Origin of the sequence: Sphingomicrobium aquimarinum, from assembly GCF_039655735.1 — a bacterium.
GTDB classification, from domain to species: domain Bacteria; phylum Pseudomonadota; class Alphaproteobacteria; order Sphingomonadales; family Sphingomonadaceae; genus Sphingomicrobium; species Sphingomicrobium aquimarinum.
Window position 1 is genome coordinate 1 of record NZ_JBBYXH010000002.1, and the last position, 21,530, is coordinate 21,530.

Consider the following 21,530-nt stretch of genomic DNA (forward strand, 5'->3'; position numbering starts at 1 on the left):
TCGGCTTCGGCTTCGGCTTCGGCTTCGGCTTCGGCTTCGGCTTCGGCTTCGGCTTCGGCTTCGGCTTCGGCTTCGGCAGGGGCGTCCGCTAGCTCGTCATCGAGCGCAAGAGAATTTTCGACGCCGTGATCGCGCTCGACCCCATCCTCGGTGCTCTGCCGATCCTCGACGAACGAGCCTTCTACGCCCTCGGCCGGTGCCGATTGTGTTTCGGGCTCGACCGCGCTTTCCACCGCCGTTTCCGCGTCGGGAAGGGCCAGTCCGTCCACGCCGATCGCGACACCGCCCAACGGGTCGTGATTCAGCATCTTCCTGAATTTGCCGGACAGCGCCGCGAACGGCCCGCTGGGCTTGCGGGGATCCTCGGCTTCGTTGTCGGCAGCCAAGACCTCGTCGGGAACATCGACGTCAGCGAGCCCCGCATAATGGGCGTCGGCAGCTCGCTCTTCCTCGCTCGGCGCAACGGGCGCGAAGGCGACAACCCCGACCGGCGTATCTGCGTCTTCGTCGTCGCGGTCGTTCTCGGTCTCGTTCGTTTCTTCTCCCTCGTCTTCTGTCGCGAATTCGACGACCGGCGCGTCTGCGAACTGGTCCTTCGCGATGTCCTCGTCATTGAGCGGACCGTCCTCGAAATGATCGACCACCGGCGCCGTCGCTGCGACGGCCTCGGGTTCCGGCAATTGTGCGTCGGCTTCCAAGTCCTCGTAACGCTCCTCGGCCTTGCGGCGCGCCTCCTCGGCCTCGCGGCGCTGTTGGGCGCGCTCCTCGGGTGTCTTCCAGTTGAGCACCGCATAGACGAAGTCGATCGTCTTCCCGTCCGAACTGAAGGGCATGAGGATCCCGCGGTAGAGGGGCTGATCGTCGGGAAGCTCGTCGGCGGGAGCGCTTTCGAACCCGACAGGCGTGCGCGTTTCGATCAACCGATCGTAATGTGTCGCGACGAGACCGAGCAGCGACTGGGCCGGGACATCGGACAATTGCGACACTTCCTCGCCAACGCCGCACTGCGAACGGATGGCATTGCCGACGTAGGGAAGTGCCGGGTCCTCACGGCTCTGGGAAAAGTCGAGCAGCACCGAATTGGCCGCAAAGGCCTGCAGGTCGCTCGGCTTGAGATCGTCGATCGCGGGGAAATCGCGGCCTTTCAGCAGCGAATACCAAAAATTGTAGGCGCGCACCTGCATGCGACGGTCCTGCACCGCGACCTTGTTGACGTCTTCGAACTGCGATTGATCGGCATGCATATCGGTCCCATCCCTTCACGCTTGATCGGCTTTGCGTATGGACTTCCACCGTATTGGAGGAGCGTTGAAGAAAGGGTTAAGCGGTCCTCAACCGTGCGGGCCCGCACTCGCCGCTTGAACCGCGCCGCGGCTATTGCTAGAGGCGCGCATCCGTCGGCGGAATCACCGCCGCGCTGCCGCTTTAGCTCAGTTGGTAGAGCACCTCATTCGTAATGAGGGGGTCACAGGTTCGAGTCCTGTAAGCGGCACCACTTTCAAGATTGACCGAAATTCGCCATTTTTTGGTCACCCCAATCAAGACAGCTGAGAACTTCTAAGCATAGAGGCCGCTTTCATGTCAGCTTAGCGCCTCAATTCTAGACGTTCAGGCTTTCCCCGCGGATGTCTGAAAGCGGACCGGCAGCTTTGCTCCGGGAATGAGCACCGCGAATGTCCGATTAGGGGTGGGTTTGCCACGGTCTGGCTTGTCGTCCCGAGTGAGCCAGCGAACATTGTCGCGATGATTTGAGGTGGGCCGGAAGGAGTCCGTATGGATGCCGTTTTTTCACCAGCAATGGCGGCCGTTAAGTGAGATCATGACTGGTTCGGGCTTGGCAGCGAATTTGCGAATTGGTCTGGGCTTTCTCTCTTATTTCAAGCGCATTTTGAGTTGGTCGGGTCGCGCATACGCGAGTTCCTACGTTGGACGTGGCACCTCGACAAAATTCTCGTGATGGTGAACGGCAATCACCGCTATCACTGACGCGGTCGATGACGAAGGCAAGATCCTGGGGAACGACGTCACAGTCGCACGCGACAAGAAGGCCGCGCTGCGATTCTTAAAGGAAGCGCTCAAGCGACATGGCAGGCCGGAAAGTATTCGGTTCAATCTCGAGGCGGGCCTGCGGCGAGTTTTCGTCTCTCGGCTTCAAGCTCGCCCCGGACAGCTGTCAGCAAAGCCCGAAACCGCGGCGTCGTCTTGACCTGACTGAAGAGTGGGTCTTCGCTTAGCGGACCGATGACGCTCGGCATTGTTGACATCGCGCAGTGCGGCCAACCGAAGTCGATGGCATGGCCGAATGCCGCGGCGGCCGCTTCGTTGTTGCCTTCAAGAGCTTCGAGCTGCGCCAGCGCCATGGCGGGCTGCATGCCCGTCGGATTTCCGTCGATCTGTCGGCTCTCCAACACTTTCCTAGCGAGCGCAGCCATTTCCTTGGCTTCTCCCTTTCTTCCGCCTCCGCGGAGGGCGAAAGCCAAATAAGTAGCGAGATGGGGGCCGCGCCAGAGACCGTTGGTGTGGCCGACCATCTCTTCCATAAAGGTGGCAGGGGTGTCGAAGACCGCATCGTAGGACGCCAGCAACTCGTCGCGTCGGCCCGCGATGAGCATCAAGCCCGGGATAATGTCTTTGTGGCCGAAAGAATGCCAGGCATCGTGGTCCGAAAAGCCCGCATCCTCAAGCTCTACCCTGCTAGGAAAATCACCGCGCGCCGTTCGCGCGCCTATGGTGGTACCGATCGTCCCCGGAATTGACGGCTGCTCAAGTAGCAGCCGCGCCGATGTCAAATAAAATTGAGCGATTGCCCGGTCGCCCCCGGAGGTCTGGGCCAATAGCTTTTCCGTCTCGCGATAAAATTTGGCCAATTCGCCGCGATGCTTTGCTTGCCGCGCACGCGCGAAGTCACGCTGCCACGTTTCGGTGGCCGCCGTCGCCACCTGATCGTCCATCGAAAGCGCGGTTTCAGTCGCGCCGAGTTGACATGCGTCGGTCGTCACTTGCCATGAGCGGTTCCAAAGGGGGTCGTTGGCGACGACCGATTTAAGAACGCTCAGTTCTTCAAGAGGTGGAACCCGACCCTTTTGCGCGAGCGAAAGCCAATAGAGCGCTTCGGAATCCCCCGGATCCAATTCCACCGCCCTCTTCAGGGCCTCGATCTTCTCGTCGGGAGGGCCGTTGTGCAGGCCCAGAACCTTCAACGCTTCGACCGACTGGGGAGAAATCGACAGTGCGCGAAGCGCGAATTCTTCTGCGCGCTGGAGATCGGAATTGGCTCGTTTGGGATCGCTTTCTGGCGACAGCGTGTATGCTTTCGAAAGCAAGCCCCAACCGTCCGCGAACTCGGGGTTGCGCTTGACAACGCCGTGCAGGATCCGTCGCGCGTCCTCCATTCGCTTTGGATCGCGTGTGTGGAGGTACCCGCTGGCAAGCATATATTGTTCAAGGTCGTCGTCTCTTTCGAGCCCAACCAGTTCCCGGCCGGTGGGCTCGAGTCCCATGGACTCAGTGACATAGCGCGCCAGACGTTCCGGTATCCTCGCGGACAGACTGTTGTCTCGTGCGACGATCTGCTCCAGCACGATGTCGCCGCTCGATCGCTCGAAAAGTTGGACATTTACCGCAAGTGCTCCGCGGGAGGGCTGAGCAGTAAGTCGCAGCACATAGCCAGCATCGAAGATTTCGGCGCTGCGCAGCACCTCGTCAATGCTGGCTCCCGTCATATCGGCCATGCTTGGCGTCAGCGCCACGACCGAAGGATGGGCACCGAGTTCGCGCCTGATCTCGTCGCGCAAACCTTGAGCCAGGAATGGGCTTTCTTGCTGCTCGGTTTCAATGGGAAGTACGAGCAGCCGCACCATGCGGTCCTGATCGGAACGGTCGGGGTTAAGTAGAACGAAGGATGCGATCGCTGCGGCGACCAGCAAGACCAGCCCGAGCGCCAGCATCTCCGGTCGGCGATAAACTTTCGGCGTCGAGTCAAGGTCGCGGGAAGCCGGTTCGACTACGGAAGCAACGAGACGATAACCCACCCTCGGCACGGTCTGCAGAGAGACCGACCGGCTGCCGACATCGCGCAGGGCCGAACGGAGCAGCGACAACGCCCGATTGAGCGACCCTTCTCCGACCAACTGTCCCGTCCAGCACAGGTCGAACAAATCATCGCGCGACAGAACCACGCCGGGGTTGCGCGCGAAGGCGAGCAGCAGTTGCATCACCTTGGGTTCGACTTCGACGCGCTTGTTGCCGTGCACGACGATGCGGAGGCTGGGGCGGATCAAGATGTCGCCGATCGCAACGTCTTGCGCATGGGCGAGGTCTAGTGGCTCGGTCGAGCTTTGGGGCGAGGATGAATGCGGATCGCTCATGAGACACCCCTTCGCACGCGCCTGCGCACATGCCGACACGCATAAGCAAAACATAAGGAAAAAATCCGCTCAAAATCAATGTTTCTTGGTAGCGACCAAATCAGCGTGGCGGACAGATGACGGCATCCTTTCACCTGCCGGAATTGCCAATGTCGCTAGTTATCGAACCGAACAATCTCTTGCTCTCACTCGTCGGCACGCTCGCCCTTACGCTTGCCGCGTGCGGCAACGATGGGTCGGCGGGTTCCGAACATTCCGACGCGCGTGGATCAATTCCGTCCTCGGCAAGCTCTCGCGCTTCGAGCGGCCCCTCGACCGACTATCCGGCAATTGCGCAGGCCGATGTGCCTGACCCGTGCCTTACGCTGACCGAGGAGATGGCCGAGGCAGGTCTCGGAGCGAATGTCCGCGAAACGAACGATGACCCAATGGGATGCGATTGGTTGGCGCTCGAGCCGCGAACGTCGTTCGATCAACCGGTACGTATGATGACCCTGACGGCCAGCCATTGGCCGACTCACCTCTTTTCGAGCAGGGAGCTGAACGAACGGGAAATCCGCGAGGCGATCGCCACGCGTACGAACCATGATGGGCTCAATCCGCTCGGGCTGCAGGCCGGAGGACGCCATTATATGGCGGATGAGGAAGCGACGACCTACCTCATCATCCTCCCAAAGGTGGATATGGTCCGGACGGGGAGTGAGTTCCCCGGTGGCGAGCTTGTCGTGCTCGCCAAACTGAACAATCCGAACATGCCCATGCCACAGCGACTTGGCGCGCTTCGCGAAGCGGCTGGCGCCTACGCGGAGGCACTCGTCGCCAAGGCTCGAGAATCATGAGCAGCGCACGCATGAAGTTCAAGCTCTGCTTGCTGGCTGGCTGCATGCTGACGGCGGGTTGCGACGCACCTGGCGCGACCGACAGTGCCACCTCGATAGCCGCAGCCTATGCGCAAGGCGTCGGCTCGGAACCGTTCGCAACGGTCGTCGGCAATGACATCCCGGACCTTTGCGCCATACTCGACAAGCAGGCAGCGCAGCAAAGTCTGGATGCGCCGGCAGACAAGATACTTTCAGAGCCCCATGCTTGCGACTGGTATGCCGCCGACGTTCCCATCGGCGGCGAGCCGCGCGGGGTACATCTCGCCATCGTATCCTACGGTCACGAGCGCTTTGACGCCCATGGCGTTCGCGGCGAAGCTCTCGGCGCGAGACTCCTTCGGGCCACCAGCTTCACGCGTCTGGACGTGGTCGAGGATATCGAAGCGGGGTCGGCATTCGTCGTCGACGATGGATCGACGGCCAATCTACTGATCGTTCCCGACCTACATTTCGACCCCAACGAGAGCGGACGACCGCATGATCTTGTGGTGTGGGCGCAGCTCGACAATCCCAATCTCACCCCTGCCGAACGCAAGCAATCCATCGAGCCGATGGCCACCAGATTGGCCCACCTGCTGTGGCAGCGGGCGCAGGCCCAAGCAGGCTGAGGATGCACGCCCACCGCAACGATCAGCATCATCAATGACGAAGGAGAACGACCATGACCAATAGCAAAATGAAAAGCCTCACGCTCGCGATCGCCCTACTCGGTGCCCTTGGCGCTTGCAGCACAGCGGACATCGGCAAGGCGGTCGACACGTGGGAGCGAGCGACCGCCCCGACTTCCGGTAGCGATCAATCCGATGGTGAAGAGGACAGCGACGGCTGACCCTCGCGTCCCGGTGAAGACCACAAGCGACTTTTGGAGAAGGCCTATGCGTATATTCCTCTCAATATTTGCAACCGCCGCAACGACCCTGGCGCTTGCCGCACCTGCCAATGCACAAAAATGCGACTATCGCTTTTCTGGATCGATCGCGGTCCAGCACAACGGCGTGATCGAGCCGCTCAAGATGGCGCAGGTTCGGGTCAAGCGACGCGGCGGCACTGGCGCGGGTCGCGCGACCGTGCGCTCCAATGGCAACGGCGAATATGACGGCAGCTGGACATTCGACCGGGACGGCAACGGATTGGCGCCCGGCAGGCCCGACATTCAGTTCGACGTGCAGGTGAGGCTGCTCCAGCCGGGAATGCTCGCAATCAACGCACCGAGAGCCACGCAGCCTGAATGGCAGACGATCGCGAGTCATAGCGGGAAGGATTGCCAGCGCTTCCTCCTGACCCGTCCAACGGTCCTCGACACCGACAGGGCCGGCGATCCGAACCGCGATTTCAATCGTCGCGCCTTCATCTGGACGGCGTATCGTCGCCTACAGGAACGGCTCGGTCGCCTCGAACTGCGCCCCGACAAGCAGATGAATTTCGTCTATCCCGACCGCACGGTTGGCATGGGCGGCAACGACAACGGCAGTTATTACGTCCTGCGCGGTCATATTGACGACAATGACTGGAACAATATCGGCGTCCTCATCCACGAATATATGCACGGCTGGCATATGGCCTTCATGCGAGGCGAGATCAGCAAGGACTGCATCTGGGCGTCGCATCACAAGGCGGCGCGCGACAAGCGCGCCACGCGCTGCAGCGGCTTCATGGAGGGCTTCGCCGAAGCCACCGGCCAGCAACTCACGAAGGAATTGTTCGACGGCCAGCCCTATTACCGCCGGACCGCCGACCAGCGCCTGCGTTTCTACGGGCCGCTTAGCTCGAGCGAACTTCGATCGGGCGCTCGCTCCGGCAATGTGGGGCCGATTACGAACCGCGACGAGGCCGAGCGTACAGACGTGGGGTGGACCAACTTCCTCTTGCACCATCTCTGGCCGAACATCTGGATGCCTGCCGTCCGCTCGAACGAGCCCGGTGTCGACAATCTGGGCCAGTGCCAGCCGATGACGCCAACGATCTGGCAGCTGCTCAAAGCGGTCAAGAACGAGCGCCCCAGCTACGCCGGGGGCCAAGCAACCTTCAACTGGTTCGCGCAGATCCTGCGGGGACAGGTCGATGGCTACACTGCGAAGGATGCCACCACTTACCAGACCCTCGGCGATCCGTCCGAGAGCGAGGCGGCATTGCAGCAGCGCTTATGTCCACGAGGCAAGGTATGAGTGAGCGGCTCGCCTCCCTCCTGCTCGGTGCTTTGAGCCTGGTCGGATGCGACGATGTTGCCGCTCCGACGCCGTCCAGTGCGGACCCGCCGCCTGAAGTTGCGGTCGGCCCAGCGAACTCGCCCTTCCCACAGCTTTCCGAGTCCGAATTCCCAGACATCTGCACCTTTTTACCGCAATCAACGGCGGAGGACGGGCTCGGGTCGCCAGCACAAAATCTCACCAGCGATCCACTCGCTTGCGACTGGTTCGTCAACGATACGGCGGAAGGCGGGTCGATACGCGGCATGACGTTGGCTGCCGTCGGTTACGAACACACTCAGTTCGACGCCCACGGTGTACGCGGCCCCGAGCTCGGCGCTCGGCTACTCGAACTCACAAGCTATTCCAGTCTCGACCCGGTCGACACCGACGAAACCGGCGCGAAGTTCTTGGCGGACGACGGGGCCAGCACCAACCTTCTCGCGGTACCCCGCGTCCACCTCGTCATCGATGACGATCCCGACCCGCGCGATGTCGTCATCTGGGCCCAGCTCGATAACAAGAATCTCGATCGTAGCGCGAGGTTGAGCGCATTGCTGCCGGTCGCGCGCGAACTGGTGGGCGCGCTTACAGTCGACGAAGGGGGCGCTGCGGGCGATGCTTCCCACACGGCCATTAAACAGGAGAACTGAATGTGCCCAAACCAACGAGAAACCGGATCGCGCCGGCAAACGCTAGCCGCATGTCTTTGCTCGGGGTCGATTATCCGAACGCCAAGAAGAAGCAAGAAAGACGATGAAGTAGATCATCTTGGCCGCGACCATGCCGCGGGCAAACCCACCTACGTCCGCCGCATTCTCCTGAAAGGAACGACCATGAAACTTCTTCCATCTTGCGGTGCGGCTCTTCTCCTCTCCTCCTTGATTGCATGCGGCGATGCGGGTGGCTCCAGCACCGATGCCGATATCGACGAACCGAAGGCCGCGCAGTCCGAACAAGCCGGTGCCGATGCGGAACGACATGCCGACGGTTCGCCCTTTCGCGCGCTGACCGTCCGTGCATCGGGCGACATCGAGCTGCAGCGGCGCTTCGGGCCTGGCGAAATGTCGCTTGGCGGCGGCTGCATCGGTGGACAGGGAATGGCGTTCAGCGCCAGCGACGCTGACAATCCGACTGGACCAGACGTCTTCCTGTTGTCCTTCAAGGCGAAGGAAGTCCCCTCACAAGACGAGACCGGAACTTTCGAGCTGGAGGAAATGGCTCTCTGGAACGGCGGCACCAAGTTCGAATATGGCAATGTCCCCAACGTCTTCGAGGGCACCGGTAAGCTCGTCCTGACCACGCATGAAGGCCGCGGGCACAACGGACAAATGCGCGGCATGGTCCACGGCGACCTCGTCAACAGCGAGACTGGCGAACGCGCCGAGGTGGAGGCCAGCTTCCACTACGGAATGGGCTGCGGAAATCGAGCATGACCGCCCTCTTCCCGTCGCAACTGCGAACCATCGTCGAATGTAATCTGGTGTCCTTGGTGATCGCCCTGACGATTGTCCCTGGGCTGGCGGCGGCTGCCGCGTCATGCGGTCCCGATGGAACTTGGCCCACTACGCGGTTCCAGATCGTCCAAGTGTCACCATCAAAATAGGGCGCGGCCTCCAATCCGAATGTCCGCAATGGGGTCGCTAGACGCCCGCCCGCTCCTGGCACTTCGTTAGCTCGGCAAATAAGTCACGAATTAGGTGGATCGCATAAACCCATCTAACCGACGCGTTCGGTCATTAGATTCTTCTCGCGTCGTACGATTGCGGGACGAGCAAAACCCCACCAGGCAGCATTATAAACTGCGCCCGAATAAGGAACCACATCATCGGTCAGGAACGGAAAAGCCGGTAGCGTGAGGAATTTGGCGTAGATCGCGCGGTAGCGGAAAGGCAGGTTTAACGACTTCCTGACCTAAGAGCGGACCGACTGCTTACGGCCCAAGAGCCGCCATTCACTTTCCCGAGGCGAGACGTCTGGGCCTCGAAACAGAAATTTCCCAGCAATTTGAGTGCCCATTTTTGTCACCCATGGAACACCACAATCGAAAATTTGGAAAAGCGGGATCATTCCGAGACCAGTGCCCAAGCGGTGCGCTTTTTCGGCTCTTATCGAGCTCACGAGGACGCGGTTCGGCGTGTTTTGGCGACGAGGATGGGTGGCGGGCTGTTGGAAAATAGCTTCCGGCCATCGCTTGTGGACATAACCGCAGTCGAGAAGCGTCCGTCAGCATTCTGCCCGAAAACGGACAAATTTGATCGGTTTGCTGGATGGCTCATTGACGGTAAATGTCCTAAGCGTGATTGACTTGTGCAATTCGAGCCGATTGCTAACCCCATCAAGTTCTGACGAGTGAGATTCAAATGCCTGATAAAATCCTCCAGAAAACCCTCGAAGTGCTCAAAGAGGATGCGGAAGGCATACTGAGCGAATGGATCGAGCAGGCCGACGAAGACGGCGCCAAGCGCATCGACCTGTTCTCGGAGAAAGAGGAACGCGACCAGGCGGCGAGCCTCCTGCGATCGTTCCGCCTCGGCGTGCGCGATGCGTCTAAGGAAGGCGAGTTCGACCTGCATGATGAAAACTGGGCGGACCTTCGCGGCATCCTGTCGGAGATCACGCACGAGCGCGTCGAACGCGGGGTGCGCCCCGGCGAGATGGCGGCGCTCATCCTCGCCCTCAAGACGCCTCTGTTCGGGCGGCTTTCCGAGAAGCTCGAGGGCGATCCCGAAAAGCTCATCGAGGAAGTTCTTCTGGTGTCCAAGGCGATCGACGCCTTCGCGATCTACACCAACGAAGTATTCATTCAGGAACGTGAGCAGGTCATCGAGCGCCAGCGCGACGAGATGATGGAACTGTCGACGCCGGTGGTCGAACTGTGGGACAAGGTGCTCACGCTGCCGCTCATCGGCACGCTCGACAGCCTGCGCGCGCAGGAAGTCATGGAGAATCTTCTGCAGGCGATCGTCGAGCGACAGGCAGAAGTGGTGATTCTCGATATTACCGGTGTGAAGACGGTGGATACGCAGGTCGCGCAGCACCTTCTGCGCACCGCTGCCGCCGTGCGGCTGATGGGCGCGCGCTGCATCATCAGCGGGATCAGCCCCAAGATCGCGCAGACGATGGTCGAACTGGGCGTCGACGTCGGAGAAGTACGGACGCGGTCGTCGCTGCGGAGCGCCTTGATGGACGCCCTTACGGCGGTGGGCGTCGCCATTCGACCGATCGACGGCAACGAACCTTCGAAAAAATGAACGCAGCCGCCATCTACGCCGTCGAGGGGGTCTTGCTGGTTTCGATCACGAGCGACATCACCGACAGCGACATCATCGACCTTCAGGACGCGCTTTCGCGCCGGATCGCCTCGACGCAGTGCCGCGGGGTCGTGGTGGACATTTCCGCGCTCGAAATCGTCGATACGTTCGTCGGACGCGTCCTCGCGCAATTGACGTCGATCGCACGGTTGCTCGATGCGCAGACCTATGTGGTCGGAATGCGCCCGGCGGTTGCGATGACCCTTGTGGAACTCGGCATGTATCTGCCCGAGAACCAAACCGCGCTTACCCTGTCCCATGCGCTCGAGAAGATGCGCCAGTCGGGATTGGTCGATGGACTTCGCAAAGGCTCGTAAGGTCGCGACCGTCGAACTCGCAAGCGATCGCGACGTCGTGCGGGCGCGCTCGAAGGTCGCCGACGCGATGAAGTCGAACGGAAGCAACGACCTCATGCAGACGCGTTTCGTCACCGCCGTCAGCGAGGTGGTGCGCAACGCGCTGACCCATGCCAACGGCGGCACGCTCGAGGTGTTCGTCTTCCCCGACGCGTGTCACATCGGCGTTATCTGCCGAGATATCGGAAATGGCATCGCAGATCTCGAGGAAGCGATGGTCGACGGGTTCACCACACGCCGGGGCAGCATGGGCCGCGGTCTTGGCGGCGCCAGACGACTGGCCAAGACGTTCGAGATCGAGAGCATCGCCGGGGAAGGAACGACGGTGCGCATGGTCGGTTCGTGCAAGCTGAGATGATCGGCTGGCTGAAAATACAGGAACCCAGTGCCGTCGCCGAAGCGCGGCGTCGGGCGCGGCGGACCGCCAACGCGATCGGGCTGAACTCGATCAAGGTCGAGCATGCCGCCATCGTCGCGACCGAGATCGCCCAGAACATCCTGCGTCACGGCGGCGGTGGCCAGTTGCTGGTCGAGGTGTTCGGCGCACCCTCGCTGGAGCGCCTGCATATCGTCGGCTACGATCAGGGGCCCGGCATCGAACGGATCGACCGGATGATGCGCGATGGAGAAACGACCAAAGGTTCTCCCGGGACCGGTCTCGGCGCGATGAAACGGCTTGCCGACCGGATCGACATCTTCAGCCAGCCGGGTGAGACCGTCGTGGCGGCGGAGTTCCGGCGGCAGGCGGTGCGCGCGAGCGATCCGTGCGACCATTCTGGACTCAAGCTCGCCTACCCAGGCGAGCGTCGCTGCGGAGATGTCGTGGCCGCCCGGTCCGCTGGCGAAGAATGCTTCTACTTCCTGGCCGACGGGCTTGGTCACGGGGCGAAGGCCTCGATTGCAGCCTTGGCGGCCCGCAAGGCCTTTTTCGAGGCGACCGGGAAGGATCCTGCGGACATCCTTACGCAGATTTCCGACGCGATCGCCGGAACACGGGGTGCGGTCGGGGCCGTCGTCGCCATGAACCGATCGAACAACACCCTACGCTACGCCGGGATCGGCAACGTCAGCTCGATCCTCGTGCAAGGCAAGACCATCCGCCGGCTTGCGGTCCGCGACGGGCTGCTTGGCGGGCGTCGCTCGAGCCCGCACGAGGAGACCGTGGACATCGGCGACAACACCGTCCTTCTCATGCATTCGGACGGTCTCACCACGCTGCGCACCCTCGATGAAATGACAAGCCTGATGCAGCGCAGCGCGCCGGTCATTGCCGCAAGCCTGCTCGCCCGCTTCGTACGTGGCCGGGACGATGCGAGCATTCTCGTTGCCCGGGCGTCACACGCGAGGACATTGTGACATGGAACTGCTGACGGTCAGGATTGCCGCCGAAACGGACATCTCGCGGATCCGGCAGGTGACGGGCACGATCGCCCAGACATGTGGGTTGGAGAATTTCGCCAAGACGCGGGCCGTGACCGCGGTCCTGGAAATCGCCCGAAACGCCTTGCAATACGCAGGCGGCGGCCGCGCCCACTATCTGTTGCGGAGCGACCCGATGGGCTGCCTGCTCGTCGTCCGGATCGTCGATCAGGGCGAAGGCCTTCCCGACCGGACAAAACTCGATACCAATCGCCATCCGCTCAACAGTGCCGCATCTTCCGCTCGATCGTCCGGCTTGGGGCTCGGGCTCTCGGGGGTGAAGCGCCTTGCCGACAGGTTCGACCTGCAGAGTACGTCGGAGGGCACGAGGGTGGAAATGGCTTTCCTGCTTCCGAGCGCCTCGATCGATCGGAACGATCTCGCCGCGCGCATCCGTCAGAACATCGAGGGACTGAGCAAGACCGACCCGCTGGCGGAATTGTCGCGGCAGAACCGCGAATTGGCCGAAGCGATGGCCGAGCGCGAATTGCTGATCGCCGAGGTGCATCATCGAACCGGCAACAACCTCGCGTTGATCGTCGGGTTCATCCAACTGAGCAAACGCGCAGCGACGTCGGACGAAACACGATTGGCGATGACCGAACTCGAAGCGCGGGTCCATTCGGTGGCGAACGTCCACCAGGAGCTGCAACGCTCCAGCATGGCGGACCGCGTGTCGTTGCTGCCGATCCTCGACAAGGTGGCCAAGCATGCGACGGCCGCATTCTCGTCGGACGAACTCGATATCTCGATCGACGTCTTCGGCGATGCGGCGAACGTCTCGGGTAGCGCGGGGGTCGATCTCGGCCTGATCGTCAACGAACTGATCACCAATGCCTACAAGCACGCCTTCACCGGCCGGAGTACGGGCCGGATTTCGATCACCTTCGAGTGCGAGAATGACGGCGATAGCGAGCCTAAATGGGTGCTGTTGGTGAAGGATGATGGTGTCGGTCTCGCCAATGACGTGAAGCCCGAAAAATCGGACTCGCTGGGATGGAAGATGATCCGGGCGCTGACGTCTCGCCTGGCGGCCACGCTGTCGACAGGGTCGGACGATGGCTTCTTCGCGAGGATCGAGTTCCCCTCGTCATTCGCCGTCTCCGACGAGCCATCGCGCTCCGAGAAAGGCTCCAAGTAAAATCTGCTCTCGTCCGTCGCGACACGGATTGAATGCGAGTCCGAGGGCCCGTACTTCGATGCCCTTTTCATCTGGCATCTCGCGGCGCCGCACGCGAACGCGACTTGCTTCAGTCCAGCCCCAACCAGGAACGGATGATCATGGCGACGATGCCGATGAGGCCGACGGACAGCGCCCAGATGAGCACCAGCCAGCCGAGCCGCTTCCACCAGGGGCCAGGCGCGTTGTCCGCCATCAATGATAGCCCTCGCCGACCTTGCCTCTGAAAACCCAATAGGCCCAGGCGGTGTAGGCGAGGATGATCGGCATGATGATGACGACGCCCACCAGCATGAAGACCTGGCTCTTCTCGGGCGCGGCGGCTTCCCAGATCGTGACGCTGTCGGGGACGACATAAGGGAACATCGAGATGCCGAGGCCGATCATGCCCATCAGGAAAATGCCCAGTGAAATGATGAAGGGGCGGTAGGTCCGGCGTTTGCGCAGCGAGCGCTGGAGCGCGAAGAACAGGATGCCGGTAATGAGCGGGACCTGCGCGGTGAAGATGATGTTCGGCATCGAGAACCAGCGGTCCTGATAAGCGCCCGCCAGCGTCGGCGTAGCCACGCTGACCGCAATCATCATCATGAGCGTCGCGAAAGCGGCGGGCTTGGCAAGGCGAAACGCATGGTCCTCGACGCGGCCTTCGCTTTTGATCGCCAGGAAGGCGGCACCGAGCAGGGCATAGCCCGCGACCACGCCGACCCCGGTCAGCATCGAATAGGGTGTCAGCCAGTCGAGCCAGCCACCGGCATAATCGCGTCCTTCGACCGTGATGCCCTGTAGCAGGGCACCCAGGATCATCCCCTGACTGAGTGCAGCGATGATCGAGCCGCCGAAAAACGCAAAGTCCCAGAAGCGTTCGTGTCGCGGATCGCGCCAGCGAAATTCGAAGGCGACACCGCGAAAGACGAGGCCAAGGAGCATGGCGATGATAAGCGGGTAGGTGGCAGGGAGGATGATCGCATAGGCAAGCGGGAAGGCGGCGAAGAGGCCGCCGCCCCCTAGCACCAGCCACGTCTCGTTACCGTCCCACACGGGCGCGATGGCGTTCATCGCCTGGCTGCGCTCCTCGCCTTCCCCGAGCAGCGGAAAGAGAATTCCGATGCCGAGGTCGAACCCGTCCATGACGACGTACATGAATACCGCGAAGGCAATGATGAACGCCCAGATGGTGGTGAGGTCAGCATTATAGTCGACCATCAGACACGCTCCTTGCCGTGCGGATCGTCGCCGTCGGGAAGCGGCTCCCCGCTGTCCTCGTGGGTCGGATTCTGTGTCGGCCCCGGCGTAATCCCTGCGGTCCGGATGGGCGGTTCGCCCGCTCCTGCGGGTCCGCGTTCGCCCGGATGGGGCGGCGAGGCCATGAGCCTGAAGATGTACCAGACGCCGATGCCGAAGACCGCGAAATAGACCACCACGAACGCGATGAGGGAGGCCGCGACCGCCGGGGCGTCGAGCGGGCTGGCGCTGTCGGCGGTGCGGAGCAAACCGTAGACGGTGTAGGGCTGGCGGCCGACTTCGGTGGTGATCCACCCCGCCAGAACGGCGATGAGACCCGACGGGCCCATCAAAATGGCAGCGCGATGCAAGAGAGGGGTGTCATACAAGCGCCCGCGAAAACGCTGGACGAGACTGAAGAGCCCAAGACCCGCCATCAGGAAGCCGAGCCCGACCATGATGCGGAACGCCCAGAAGACGATCGGCACGGGCGGCTGGTCCTCGTCCGGAACCGTGTCGAGGCCTTTCATCGGCGCGTCGAGGTCGTGCTCGAGGATCAGGCTCGAGAGCTTGGGAATGCCGAAAGCATAATCGAGTGTCTGCGTTTTCTCGTTGGGAATGCCGAACAGGTAGAGCGGCGCCCCGTCGGGATGGCTCTCGTAATGCCCTTCCATCGCCATGACCTTTACCGGCTGGTGCTCGTAGGTATTGAGCCCGTGCATGTCGCCGATCACGATCTGCGCGGGCGCCACCAGTGCCGCCATCCACATCGCCATCGAGAACATCGTGCGGGCGTGCTGGCTGGTGTTGTCCTTGAGGAGGTGCCACGCCCCCACCGCCCCGACGATGAAGGCGGTCGTGAGATAAGCGGCGGTGATGGTGTGGGCGAGGCGATAGGGGAAGCTGGGGTTGAAGATGATCGGCAGCCAGCTTTCACCGGGGACGAACAGCCCCAGTTCGTTGACGAGATGGCCTTGCGGCGTCTGCATCCAGCTGTTCACCGACAGGATCCAGAAGGCCGAGACGAAGGTCCCGAGCGCTACCATCAGCGTGGCGAAGAAATGCAGGCCCTTGCCGACCTTCTTCTGCCCGAACAGCATGACGCCGAGAAAGCCCGCCTCGAGGAAGAAGGCGGTCAGCACCTCATAGGCCATGAGCGGTCCGATGACCCCTCCCGCCTTGTCGGAGAAGACCGACCAGTTGGTGCCGAACTGGTAGGACATGACGATGCCCGACACGACGCCCATCGCGAAAGTGATGGCGAAAATCTTCAGCCAATATTTGAACAGGTCCATGTAGTGCGGCTTGCCGGTCTTCAGCCACAGCGCCTCGAGCACCGCAAGAAAGCTCGCCAGCCCGATGGTGAAGGCGGGGAAAATGAAGTGGAAACTGACCGTGAAGGCGAACTGGATGCGCGCCAGAAGCAGCGCGTCGGCCTGGTCGAACATGGGTTTCGCAACTCCTTTTCCGCTCGCCTTAGTCCGGTAGCGAGATCGATGCTTTGACCGCGATCAAACCGTCACCGCATGGTCGCCGTCCCGATACATGATCTGCGGGAAATCGGCGAGGGTCATCGCAATTTCACGCAAAAAGGGCCCCGGCATCGCTGCCGGAGCCCCTCATGGTTCGGGTCGAGGGCTCGACTAGAAGTCGAAGCGCGCGAGGAAGGTGAAGCGACGATCGTTGCGGAACGCCGAGCGCGTCGCCCGCGTGCCGTCATAATCGATCAGCTGCGTGGTGCGCGTCACTTCGTCGAGAAGGTTCACGCCCTGCACGCCGAGCTTGAGATTATCGCTGACCGAGAAGAACAGCGATGCATCCAGTTGGCCCGTCGCTTCGCCGTAGATCGGCGAGAAGGGGAAGATCACGTCGCGCGGGGTCTGGAGGAAGTCGCTCCGCCAGTTATAAGCCGCACGCGCCGAGATCGGACCCTTTTCGTAGAATACGACCGCATTGACCGTATGCTCCGAGATGCCGGCGAGCTTCAGGTCCTGCGCGAACGGGCTCTGCTCCGCGCCCGCCTCGCTGTTCCGGAACTCGCCGCCGTCCACATAGGTGTAGGTGAACTGCGTCCCGAGCCCATCGAGCGGCCCGGGCAAGAAGTCGTAGACCTGCTGATAGGCGACTTCGACGCCCTTAACCGTTCCGGATTCGAGGTTGTAGACGCTGTCGAAGCGGAAGTTGTAGTCGATGCCCGTGATCGGGTTGGTGAAATTGCGTTCCTCCGCACCCAATGCCACGACATCGTCGATCTGCTTCATGAAGCCTGTAACCGTGAGCGAGCCGACCGTGTCCCAATACCATTCGAAGGACAGATCGTAGTTCCACGCCGTCGTCGGACGGAGCAACCTGTTACCCGTATTGATGGCGAAGAGCGGACCGGTCAGGAGCCGATTGCTGTCGAACAGGACCCGCGTGTTGTCGCCGACGAAACCGCCCGTGCGATAGGAAGCGAGATCCGGACGGAAGATGCCCTTCGATGCCGCGCCGCGGATGATGATGCCATCGCCCAGATCGAGCCGCGCGTTGAAGCTCGGCAGCCAGTCGTCATATTCGATATCCGCGTCATCGGGAACGACCGCGCCGTTGAAGGCGGCGATGAACTCGTCGAGACGCGCGCCTTCGAGGTCGCAGAAGCCGCCTTGGGTCTGTCCTTCGGGGACGTTCTCGCAGCGGTTGAGGATGTCCTCGAGCTCGACGACACCGTCACCGTCACCGCCGAAATTCACGCCGTTGATAACGTTGGGCGCGTCAAGCGTGTCGGCTTCGGGGAAGGCAACCTGGCCGTCGCTGATCACCCGGGTGCGCGCGTAGCGGACGCCGAAGTTGCCATCGAGCACCCAGCCGTTGCTGAATTCGGTGCCGTAATCGAAGCGCGCATAGCCCGCGAGCGTGTTTTCCCGAACCTGGCTGATCTGCCCTTCGTTGAAGATCGGGCGACCCTGATCGTCGGTCTGGATGACGTCGCGACGTTCCGACGTGAGCGTAAAGTCCTTGATCTCGTTGAACTGGTCTTCCGCTTCGCCGCTCAGGTAGAGGCCGACGAGGTCTTCGGGGCCGAAGAAATAGGCGGGCCCGATCGGCTGATCGACTGCGCCGCGCTGGAAGTTGTCGCCGAACGGATCGTAGAGGTTCGCATATTCGGGGAAGTCGACGACATAGGCGCCGCCGCCTTCGCCGTAGAAGCGATCGCGGTTATTCTGACCCCAGCTCCAGTCGCCATTGCGCGAGGTCCACGTGTCCCCGAGGTTCGACCATACCTGATAGGTGGCAGAGCGGGTCGTGCGGTTGCGTTCGGCCCAGCGCGCACCGAACTTGGCTTGGCGCAGGAAGCCGTTGTCGGAAATGTCATATTCCCAATCGTTCTTCAGCGAGAAGAGGTCGCCGTTGTTGCGCACGCGACCGTCGAGGTGGAACCAGTAGAAGGTCCGCTCGTCGTCCGACGCCGAGGACACCGGCACTTCGCCCGCGGCCTGGCCGACTTCGAAGAATTTGACGACCGGCGTTTCGCCGCGATTGTCGAAATAAAGATCGGAGAAGGTCCGCATCGCGACGATCACGCCGTCGTCGTTGCGGTTCGAATTGACCCACTGCGCCTCGATGTTCGAGCGCAGTCGGTCGGTAAATTCGTAATCGAGATCGAAGGAGACGTCTTCGGTCATCGCTTCCGACACCGTGTCGAGACGCAGCAATTCGGTCGGAATGCCCGGTACGCGGACGCTGCCCTCGAGCGAGGCCTGCGTGTAGTAGGCGGACACGAGCTGGCCATTTTCGAAGATGGGCGTCGTGCCCGGCACGATGACAGGGAAATTGTCGGGGCTGTTCACGAGCGCCAGCGTCGCAAATTCGCTCGTATCCGAGTCGCTTTCGGCGCGCAGATATTCGAGCGTGGCCAGCAGGCGACCGTCCCAGCTTTCGAACTGGCCGACCGCCGAATAGGCGCGGCGATCGCGACCGATCGTGGTCGTGCGAACGCCCGCCCCCTTCGGCGCGATGACCGAATTGGCGGGCGGGAATTCGTCGGGTCCGAGGACGCCGTCGCCCGCAACCCCTCCGCTGTCGGTGAAGGCGGCGCGAAGGCAGGGGCCGTCGAGCGTGTCGGCGCGATAGCAGGGGTCGGTGATCTGGCTCGCGTCGGTCCGCGTGATCAGCTCCTGCTGGGCGTAGGCGCCCTGGATGCCGAACGTGCCGAAGCGCGTTTCAAAAGTGTTGGACGCGAGCACGGAGAAACCCGGCGACCATTCTTCGGCCAGATCGCCGACATTCGCTTCCACCGTGCCGGCGAGCTTGAAGCCCGGGCTGTTCAGGGGCTTGCGGGTGACGAGATTGACCGTACCCGAAATGCCGCCCTCGATCATGTCGGCGGTGAGGTTCTTGAAGACTTCGACGCGGCCGAGAAGCTCGGGCGACACGTCGTTGAAGCCCAGCGTGCGGCCACCGTCGGCGGAGAAGATGTCGCGGCCGTTCAGTTCGGAGCGGACATAGGGGAGACCGCGGATGATGACGCCCGAGCCCTCGACCGAGAAGCGGTCGGGGTCGTCGCGCTGCACGAAGCGGCTGATGTTGACCCCGGGCACGCGCTGCAGCGATTCGGCGACCGAACGATCGGGGAGCGCGCCGATATCTTCGGCGGTGATGACGTCGACGAACGTGTCCGCCTCGCGCTTAATGTCCTGCGCCGTCTCGAGGCTGCGAAGGAAGCCGGTGATGACGATCGAATCATCTTCTTCCTCGACCGGCTGGTCGGTGCCGTCTTCCTCTTCCTGCGGGGGCGTGCCGGCATCCTGCGCGTAGGCGGGGCTGACGAGCATCATGCTCATCGCAAAGGCCGATGCGGTGCCAAACATACGCATGGCGAACTTGTTCTTGTCTTCGGTCACCAACTTATCCTCCCCTGGGAACTCTCCTGCGCGCCTGACCCGCGCAAAACTGTGATCCTTCACGTTTAATCAACCGTGTGATCGTTCACAAGCGCGACATTGAGCGTTCACAAATGGCTGCTTTTCCCTTATTTCGCGATGCCTTAGGGTAGAGTGGAGCGCTTCACTGTTGCACCGAAGTTACAGCGCCGCCAGTCGGGAGGGAATGAGCGATGGCCATCAAGAAGATCGTGATCGTCGGCGGCGGCACCGCGGGCTGGATGGCAGCGGCCGCCCTGTCGCGTCTCGCGCAGAGCGGGCAGATCGAGATAACGCTCGTCGAATCCGAGCTGATCGGCACGGTCGGGGTCGGCGAAGCGACCATCCCGCCGTTCATCGACTTCAATAACCGCCTCGGGATCGACGAGGCCGAGTTGCTGGCCGCGGTGCAGGGCAGCTTCAAGCTCGGCATCCACTTCGTGAACTGGGAAACGGTCGGCGACAGCTATTTCCATCCCTTCGGCCAATATGGCTATGCGGTGGACAGCGTGTCGTTTCACGATCTGTGGCTACGCTATCGCCAGGCAGGCGATCCGCGACCGCTGCACCAGTTCAGCCCCGAGACGGTGGCGGCGATGCACCGCAAATTCCACCACCAGTCGGAGAGCGAAGAACTGCCGGCGGTCAATTACGCCTATCATATCGACGCGACCGCCTACGCGAAATTCCTGCGCGGCTATGCGGAAGCGCGCGGCGTCGTGCGCCGCGAGGGAAAGATCGCGACCTCGCACCTGCACGGCGAAAGCGGCTTTGTCCGCGCGGTCGAGATGGAAGACGGAGAAGAGATCGAGGGCGATTTCTTCGTCGATTGCTCGGGGTTCCGCGGTCTCCTCATCGAACAGGCGCTCGAGACGGGCTACGAGGACTGGACCCACTGGCTGCCCTGCGACCGTGCGGTGGCCATCCCCACGACGGGTGACGGGACAGTGCTTCCCTATACCCGCGCGACCGCCCATTCGGCGGGCTGGCAGTGGCGCGTCCCGCTGCAACTCAGGAACGGCAACGGTCACGTCTATTGTTCGCAATATATGGACGCCGACGAAGCGACGCAGATCCTGCTCGACAATGTCGATGGCGAGACGATGGCCGAGCCCAACCATTTGCGCTTCGTCACCGGGCGCCGGAAGAAGTTCTGGAACAAGAATGTCGTCGCGATCGGGCTATCGGGCGGGTTCATGGAGCCGCTCGAATCCACGTCGATCCACCTCATCCAGAGCGCGATCTCGAAAGTCGCGGGGATCCTCAGCCTCGATGGCATTAGCGAAGCGCAGGAAACGAGCTTCAACCGTATCATGGGCAAGGAGTTCGCGCGGATCCGGGATTTCCTGATCCTGCATTACAAGGCGACCAAGCGCGACGACAGCGAGTTCTGGAACTACTGCCGCAACATGAGCATCCCCGACACGCTCCAGGAGAAGATCGATCTCTTCACGCTGAATGCCCAGGTGCTGCGCGAGGAGGACGAACTCTTCACCGAGACGAGCTGGACGGCGGTCATGTACCATCAAGGCATCACGCCCGGACGACCCAGCGCGATGGCGCATTCGATCGATCTCGCGAAACTGCGCAGCGAATATAATGCGATCGATGAATCGATCCGCTATTCGGTCGGCACCATGCCGACCCACGACCGCTACCTGTCGACCTATTGCCCCGCGCCGCGAAAGGCGGGCTGACGCGCCCGCCC

General features: G+C 61.9%; 18 protein-coding genes, 1 tRNA gene and 1 pseudogene. 14 read left to right on the top strand and 6 right to left on the bottom strand.

Annotation, left to right across the window (positions count from 1 at the left end; genetic code table 11):
• Window positions 1-1,244: pseudogene (locus WJS89_RS06225) on the bottom strand (hypothetical protein); the annotation flags it as partial.
• Between the two features lie 175 nt (window positions 1,245-1,419).
• On the opposite strand from WJS89_RS06225, the gene WJS89_RS06230 reads away from it, so the two are divergent.
• Window positions 1,420-1,495: transfer RNA gene (locus WJS89_RS06230), tRNA-Thr, on the top strand.
• A gap of 483 nt (window positions 1,496-1,978) precedes the next feature.
• Complete coding sequence (locus tag WJS89_RS12440) at window positions 1,979-2,206, top strand: DDE-type integrase/transposase/recombinase (RefSeq protein ID WP_431994015.1); 228 nt, start codon at window positions 1,979-1,981, stop codon at window positions 2,204-2,206.
• On the opposite strand, the gene WJS89_RS06235 is transcribed toward WJS89_RS12440, so the two are convergent.
• Window positions 2,109-4,367, bottom strand: a complete 2,259-nt coding sequence (locus WJS89_RS06235; protein ID WP_346340088.1) for a winged helix-turn-helix domain-containing protein — start codon at window positions 4,365-4,367, stop codon at window positions 2,109-2,111. The genes WJS89_RS12440 and WJS89_RS06235 overlap by 98 nt on opposite strands.
• Before the next feature lie 149 nt (window positions 4,368-4,516).
• On the opposite strand from WJS89_RS06235, the gene WJS89_RS06240 reads away from it, so the two are divergent.
• From WJS89_RS06240 to WJS89_RS06290, 11 genes are all read left to right on the top strand, one after another.
• A complete protein-coding gene (locus WJS89_RS06240; protein ID WP_346340089.1) occupies window positions 4,517-5,206 on the top strand; it encodes a hypothetical protein in 690 nt (229 codons plus the stop codon).
• Window positions 5,203-5,856 (top strand): hypothetical protein, encoded by a 654-nt coding sequence (locus WJS89_RS06245; protein ID WP_346340090.1) that lies wholly within the window; start codon window positions 5,203-5,205, stop codon window positions 5,854-5,856. Before WJS89_RS06240 ends, WJS89_RS06245 begins: the two co-directional genes overlap by 4 nt.
• 53 nt (window positions 5,857-5,909) lie before the next feature.
• Window positions 5,910-6,077: a hypothetical protein gene (locus WJS89_RS06250; protein WP_346340091.1), complete on the top strand. Its 168-nt coding sequence runs from the start codon at window positions 5,910-5,912 to the stop codon at window positions 6,075-6,077.
• A gap of 46 nt (window positions 6,078-6,123) precedes the next feature.
• A complete protein-coding gene (locus WJS89_RS06255; RefSeq protein ID WP_346340092.1) occupies window positions 6,124-7,413 on the top strand; it encodes a hypothetical protein in 1,290 nt (429 codons plus the stop codon).
• Window positions 7,410-8,087: a hypothetical protein gene (locus WJS89_RS06260; protein ID WP_346340093.1), complete on the top strand. Its 678-nt coding sequence runs from the start codon at window positions 7,410-7,412 to the stop codon at window positions 8,085-8,087. The genes WJS89_RS06255 and WJS89_RS06260 overlap by 4 nt, the downstream gene beginning before the upstream one ends.
• Before the next feature lie 183 nt (window positions 8,088-8,270).
• A complete protein-coding gene (locus WJS89_RS06265; RefSeq protein ID WP_346340094.1) occupies window positions 8,271-8,870 on the top strand; it encodes a hypothetical protein in 600 nt (199 codons plus the stop codon).
• 927 nt (window positions 8,871-9,797) lie between these two features.
• Entirely contained in the window at window positions 9,798-10,688 is an 891-nt protein-coding gene (locus WJS89_RS06270; protein WP_346340095.1) for an STAS domain-containing protein, read from the top strand.
• The gene (locus tag WJS89_RS06275) at window positions 10,685-11,065 is read left to right on the top strand and encodes an STAS domain-containing protein (protein WP_346340096.1); all 381 of its coding nucleotides are present in this window, start codon (window positions 10,685-10,687) and stop codon (window positions 11,063-11,065) included. The genes WJS89_RS06270 and WJS89_RS06275 overlap by 4 nt, the downstream gene beginning before the upstream one ends.
• Window positions 11,043-11,462 carry an ATP-binding protein gene (locus WJS89_RS06280; RefSeq protein WP_346340097.1) on the top strand — a complete coding sequence of 140 codons (420 nt, stop codon included), beginning with the start codon at window positions 11,043-11,045 and terminating at the stop codon, window positions 11,460-11,462. Before WJS89_RS06275 ends, WJS89_RS06280 begins: the two co-directional genes overlap by 23 nt.
• Window positions 11,447-12,460 (top strand): SpoIIE family protein phosphatase, encoded by a 1,014-nt coding sequence (locus WJS89_RS06285; RefSeq protein WP_346340098.1) that lies wholly within the window; start codon window positions 11,447-11,449, stop codon window positions 12,458-12,460. Before WJS89_RS06280 ends, WJS89_RS06285 begins: the two co-directional genes overlap by 16 nt.
• Before the next feature lies 1 nt (window position 12,461).
• Entirely contained in the window at window positions 12,462-13,664 is a 1,203-nt protein-coding gene (locus WJS89_RS06290; RefSeq protein WP_346340099.1) for a sensor histidine kinase, read from the top strand.
• Between the two features lie 109 nt (window positions 13,665-13,773).
• Here WJS89_RS06290 and WJS89_RS06295 read toward each other — a convergent pair whose 3' ends face one another.
• From WJS89_RS06295 to WJS89_RS06310, 4 genes are all read right to left on the bottom strand, one after another.
• Window positions 13,774-13,899, bottom strand: a complete 126-nt coding sequence (locus WJS89_RS06295; RefSeq protein ID WP_346340100.1) for a DUF2474 domain-containing protein — start codon at window positions 13,897-13,899, stop codon at window positions 13,774-13,776.
• Window positions 13,899-14,906, bottom strand: coding sequence for a cytochrome d ubiquinol oxidase subunit II (gene cydB / locus WJS89_RS06300; RefSeq protein WP_346340101.1), 1,008 nt, complete (start codon window positions 14,904-14,906; stop codon window positions 13,899-13,901). Before cydB ends, WJS89_RS06295 begins: the two co-directional genes overlap by 1 nt.
• Entirely contained in the window at window positions 14,906-16,372 is a 1,467-nt protein-coding gene (locus WJS89_RS06305; RefSeq protein ID WP_346340102.1) for a cytochrome ubiquinol oxidase subunit I, read from the bottom strand. The genes cydB and WJS89_RS06305 overlap by 1 nt, the downstream gene beginning before the upstream one ends.
• A gap of 195 nt (window positions 16,373-16,567) precedes the next feature.
• Window positions 16,568-19,804, bottom strand: coding sequence for a TonB-dependent receptor (locus WJS89_RS06310; RefSeq protein ID WP_346340103.1), 3,237 nt, complete (start codon window positions 19,802-19,804; stop codon window positions 16,568-16,570).
• A gap of 212 nt (window positions 19,805-20,016) precedes the next feature.
• On the opposite strand from WJS89_RS06310, the gene WJS89_RS06315 reads away from it, so the two are divergent.
• Window positions 20,017-21,519 (top strand): tryptophan halogenase family protein, encoded by a 1,503-nt coding sequence (locus WJS89_RS06315; protein ID WP_346340104.1) that lies wholly within the window; start codon window positions 20,017-20,019, stop codon window positions 21,517-21,519.
• Window positions 21,520-21,530 lie beyond the last annotated feature (11 nt).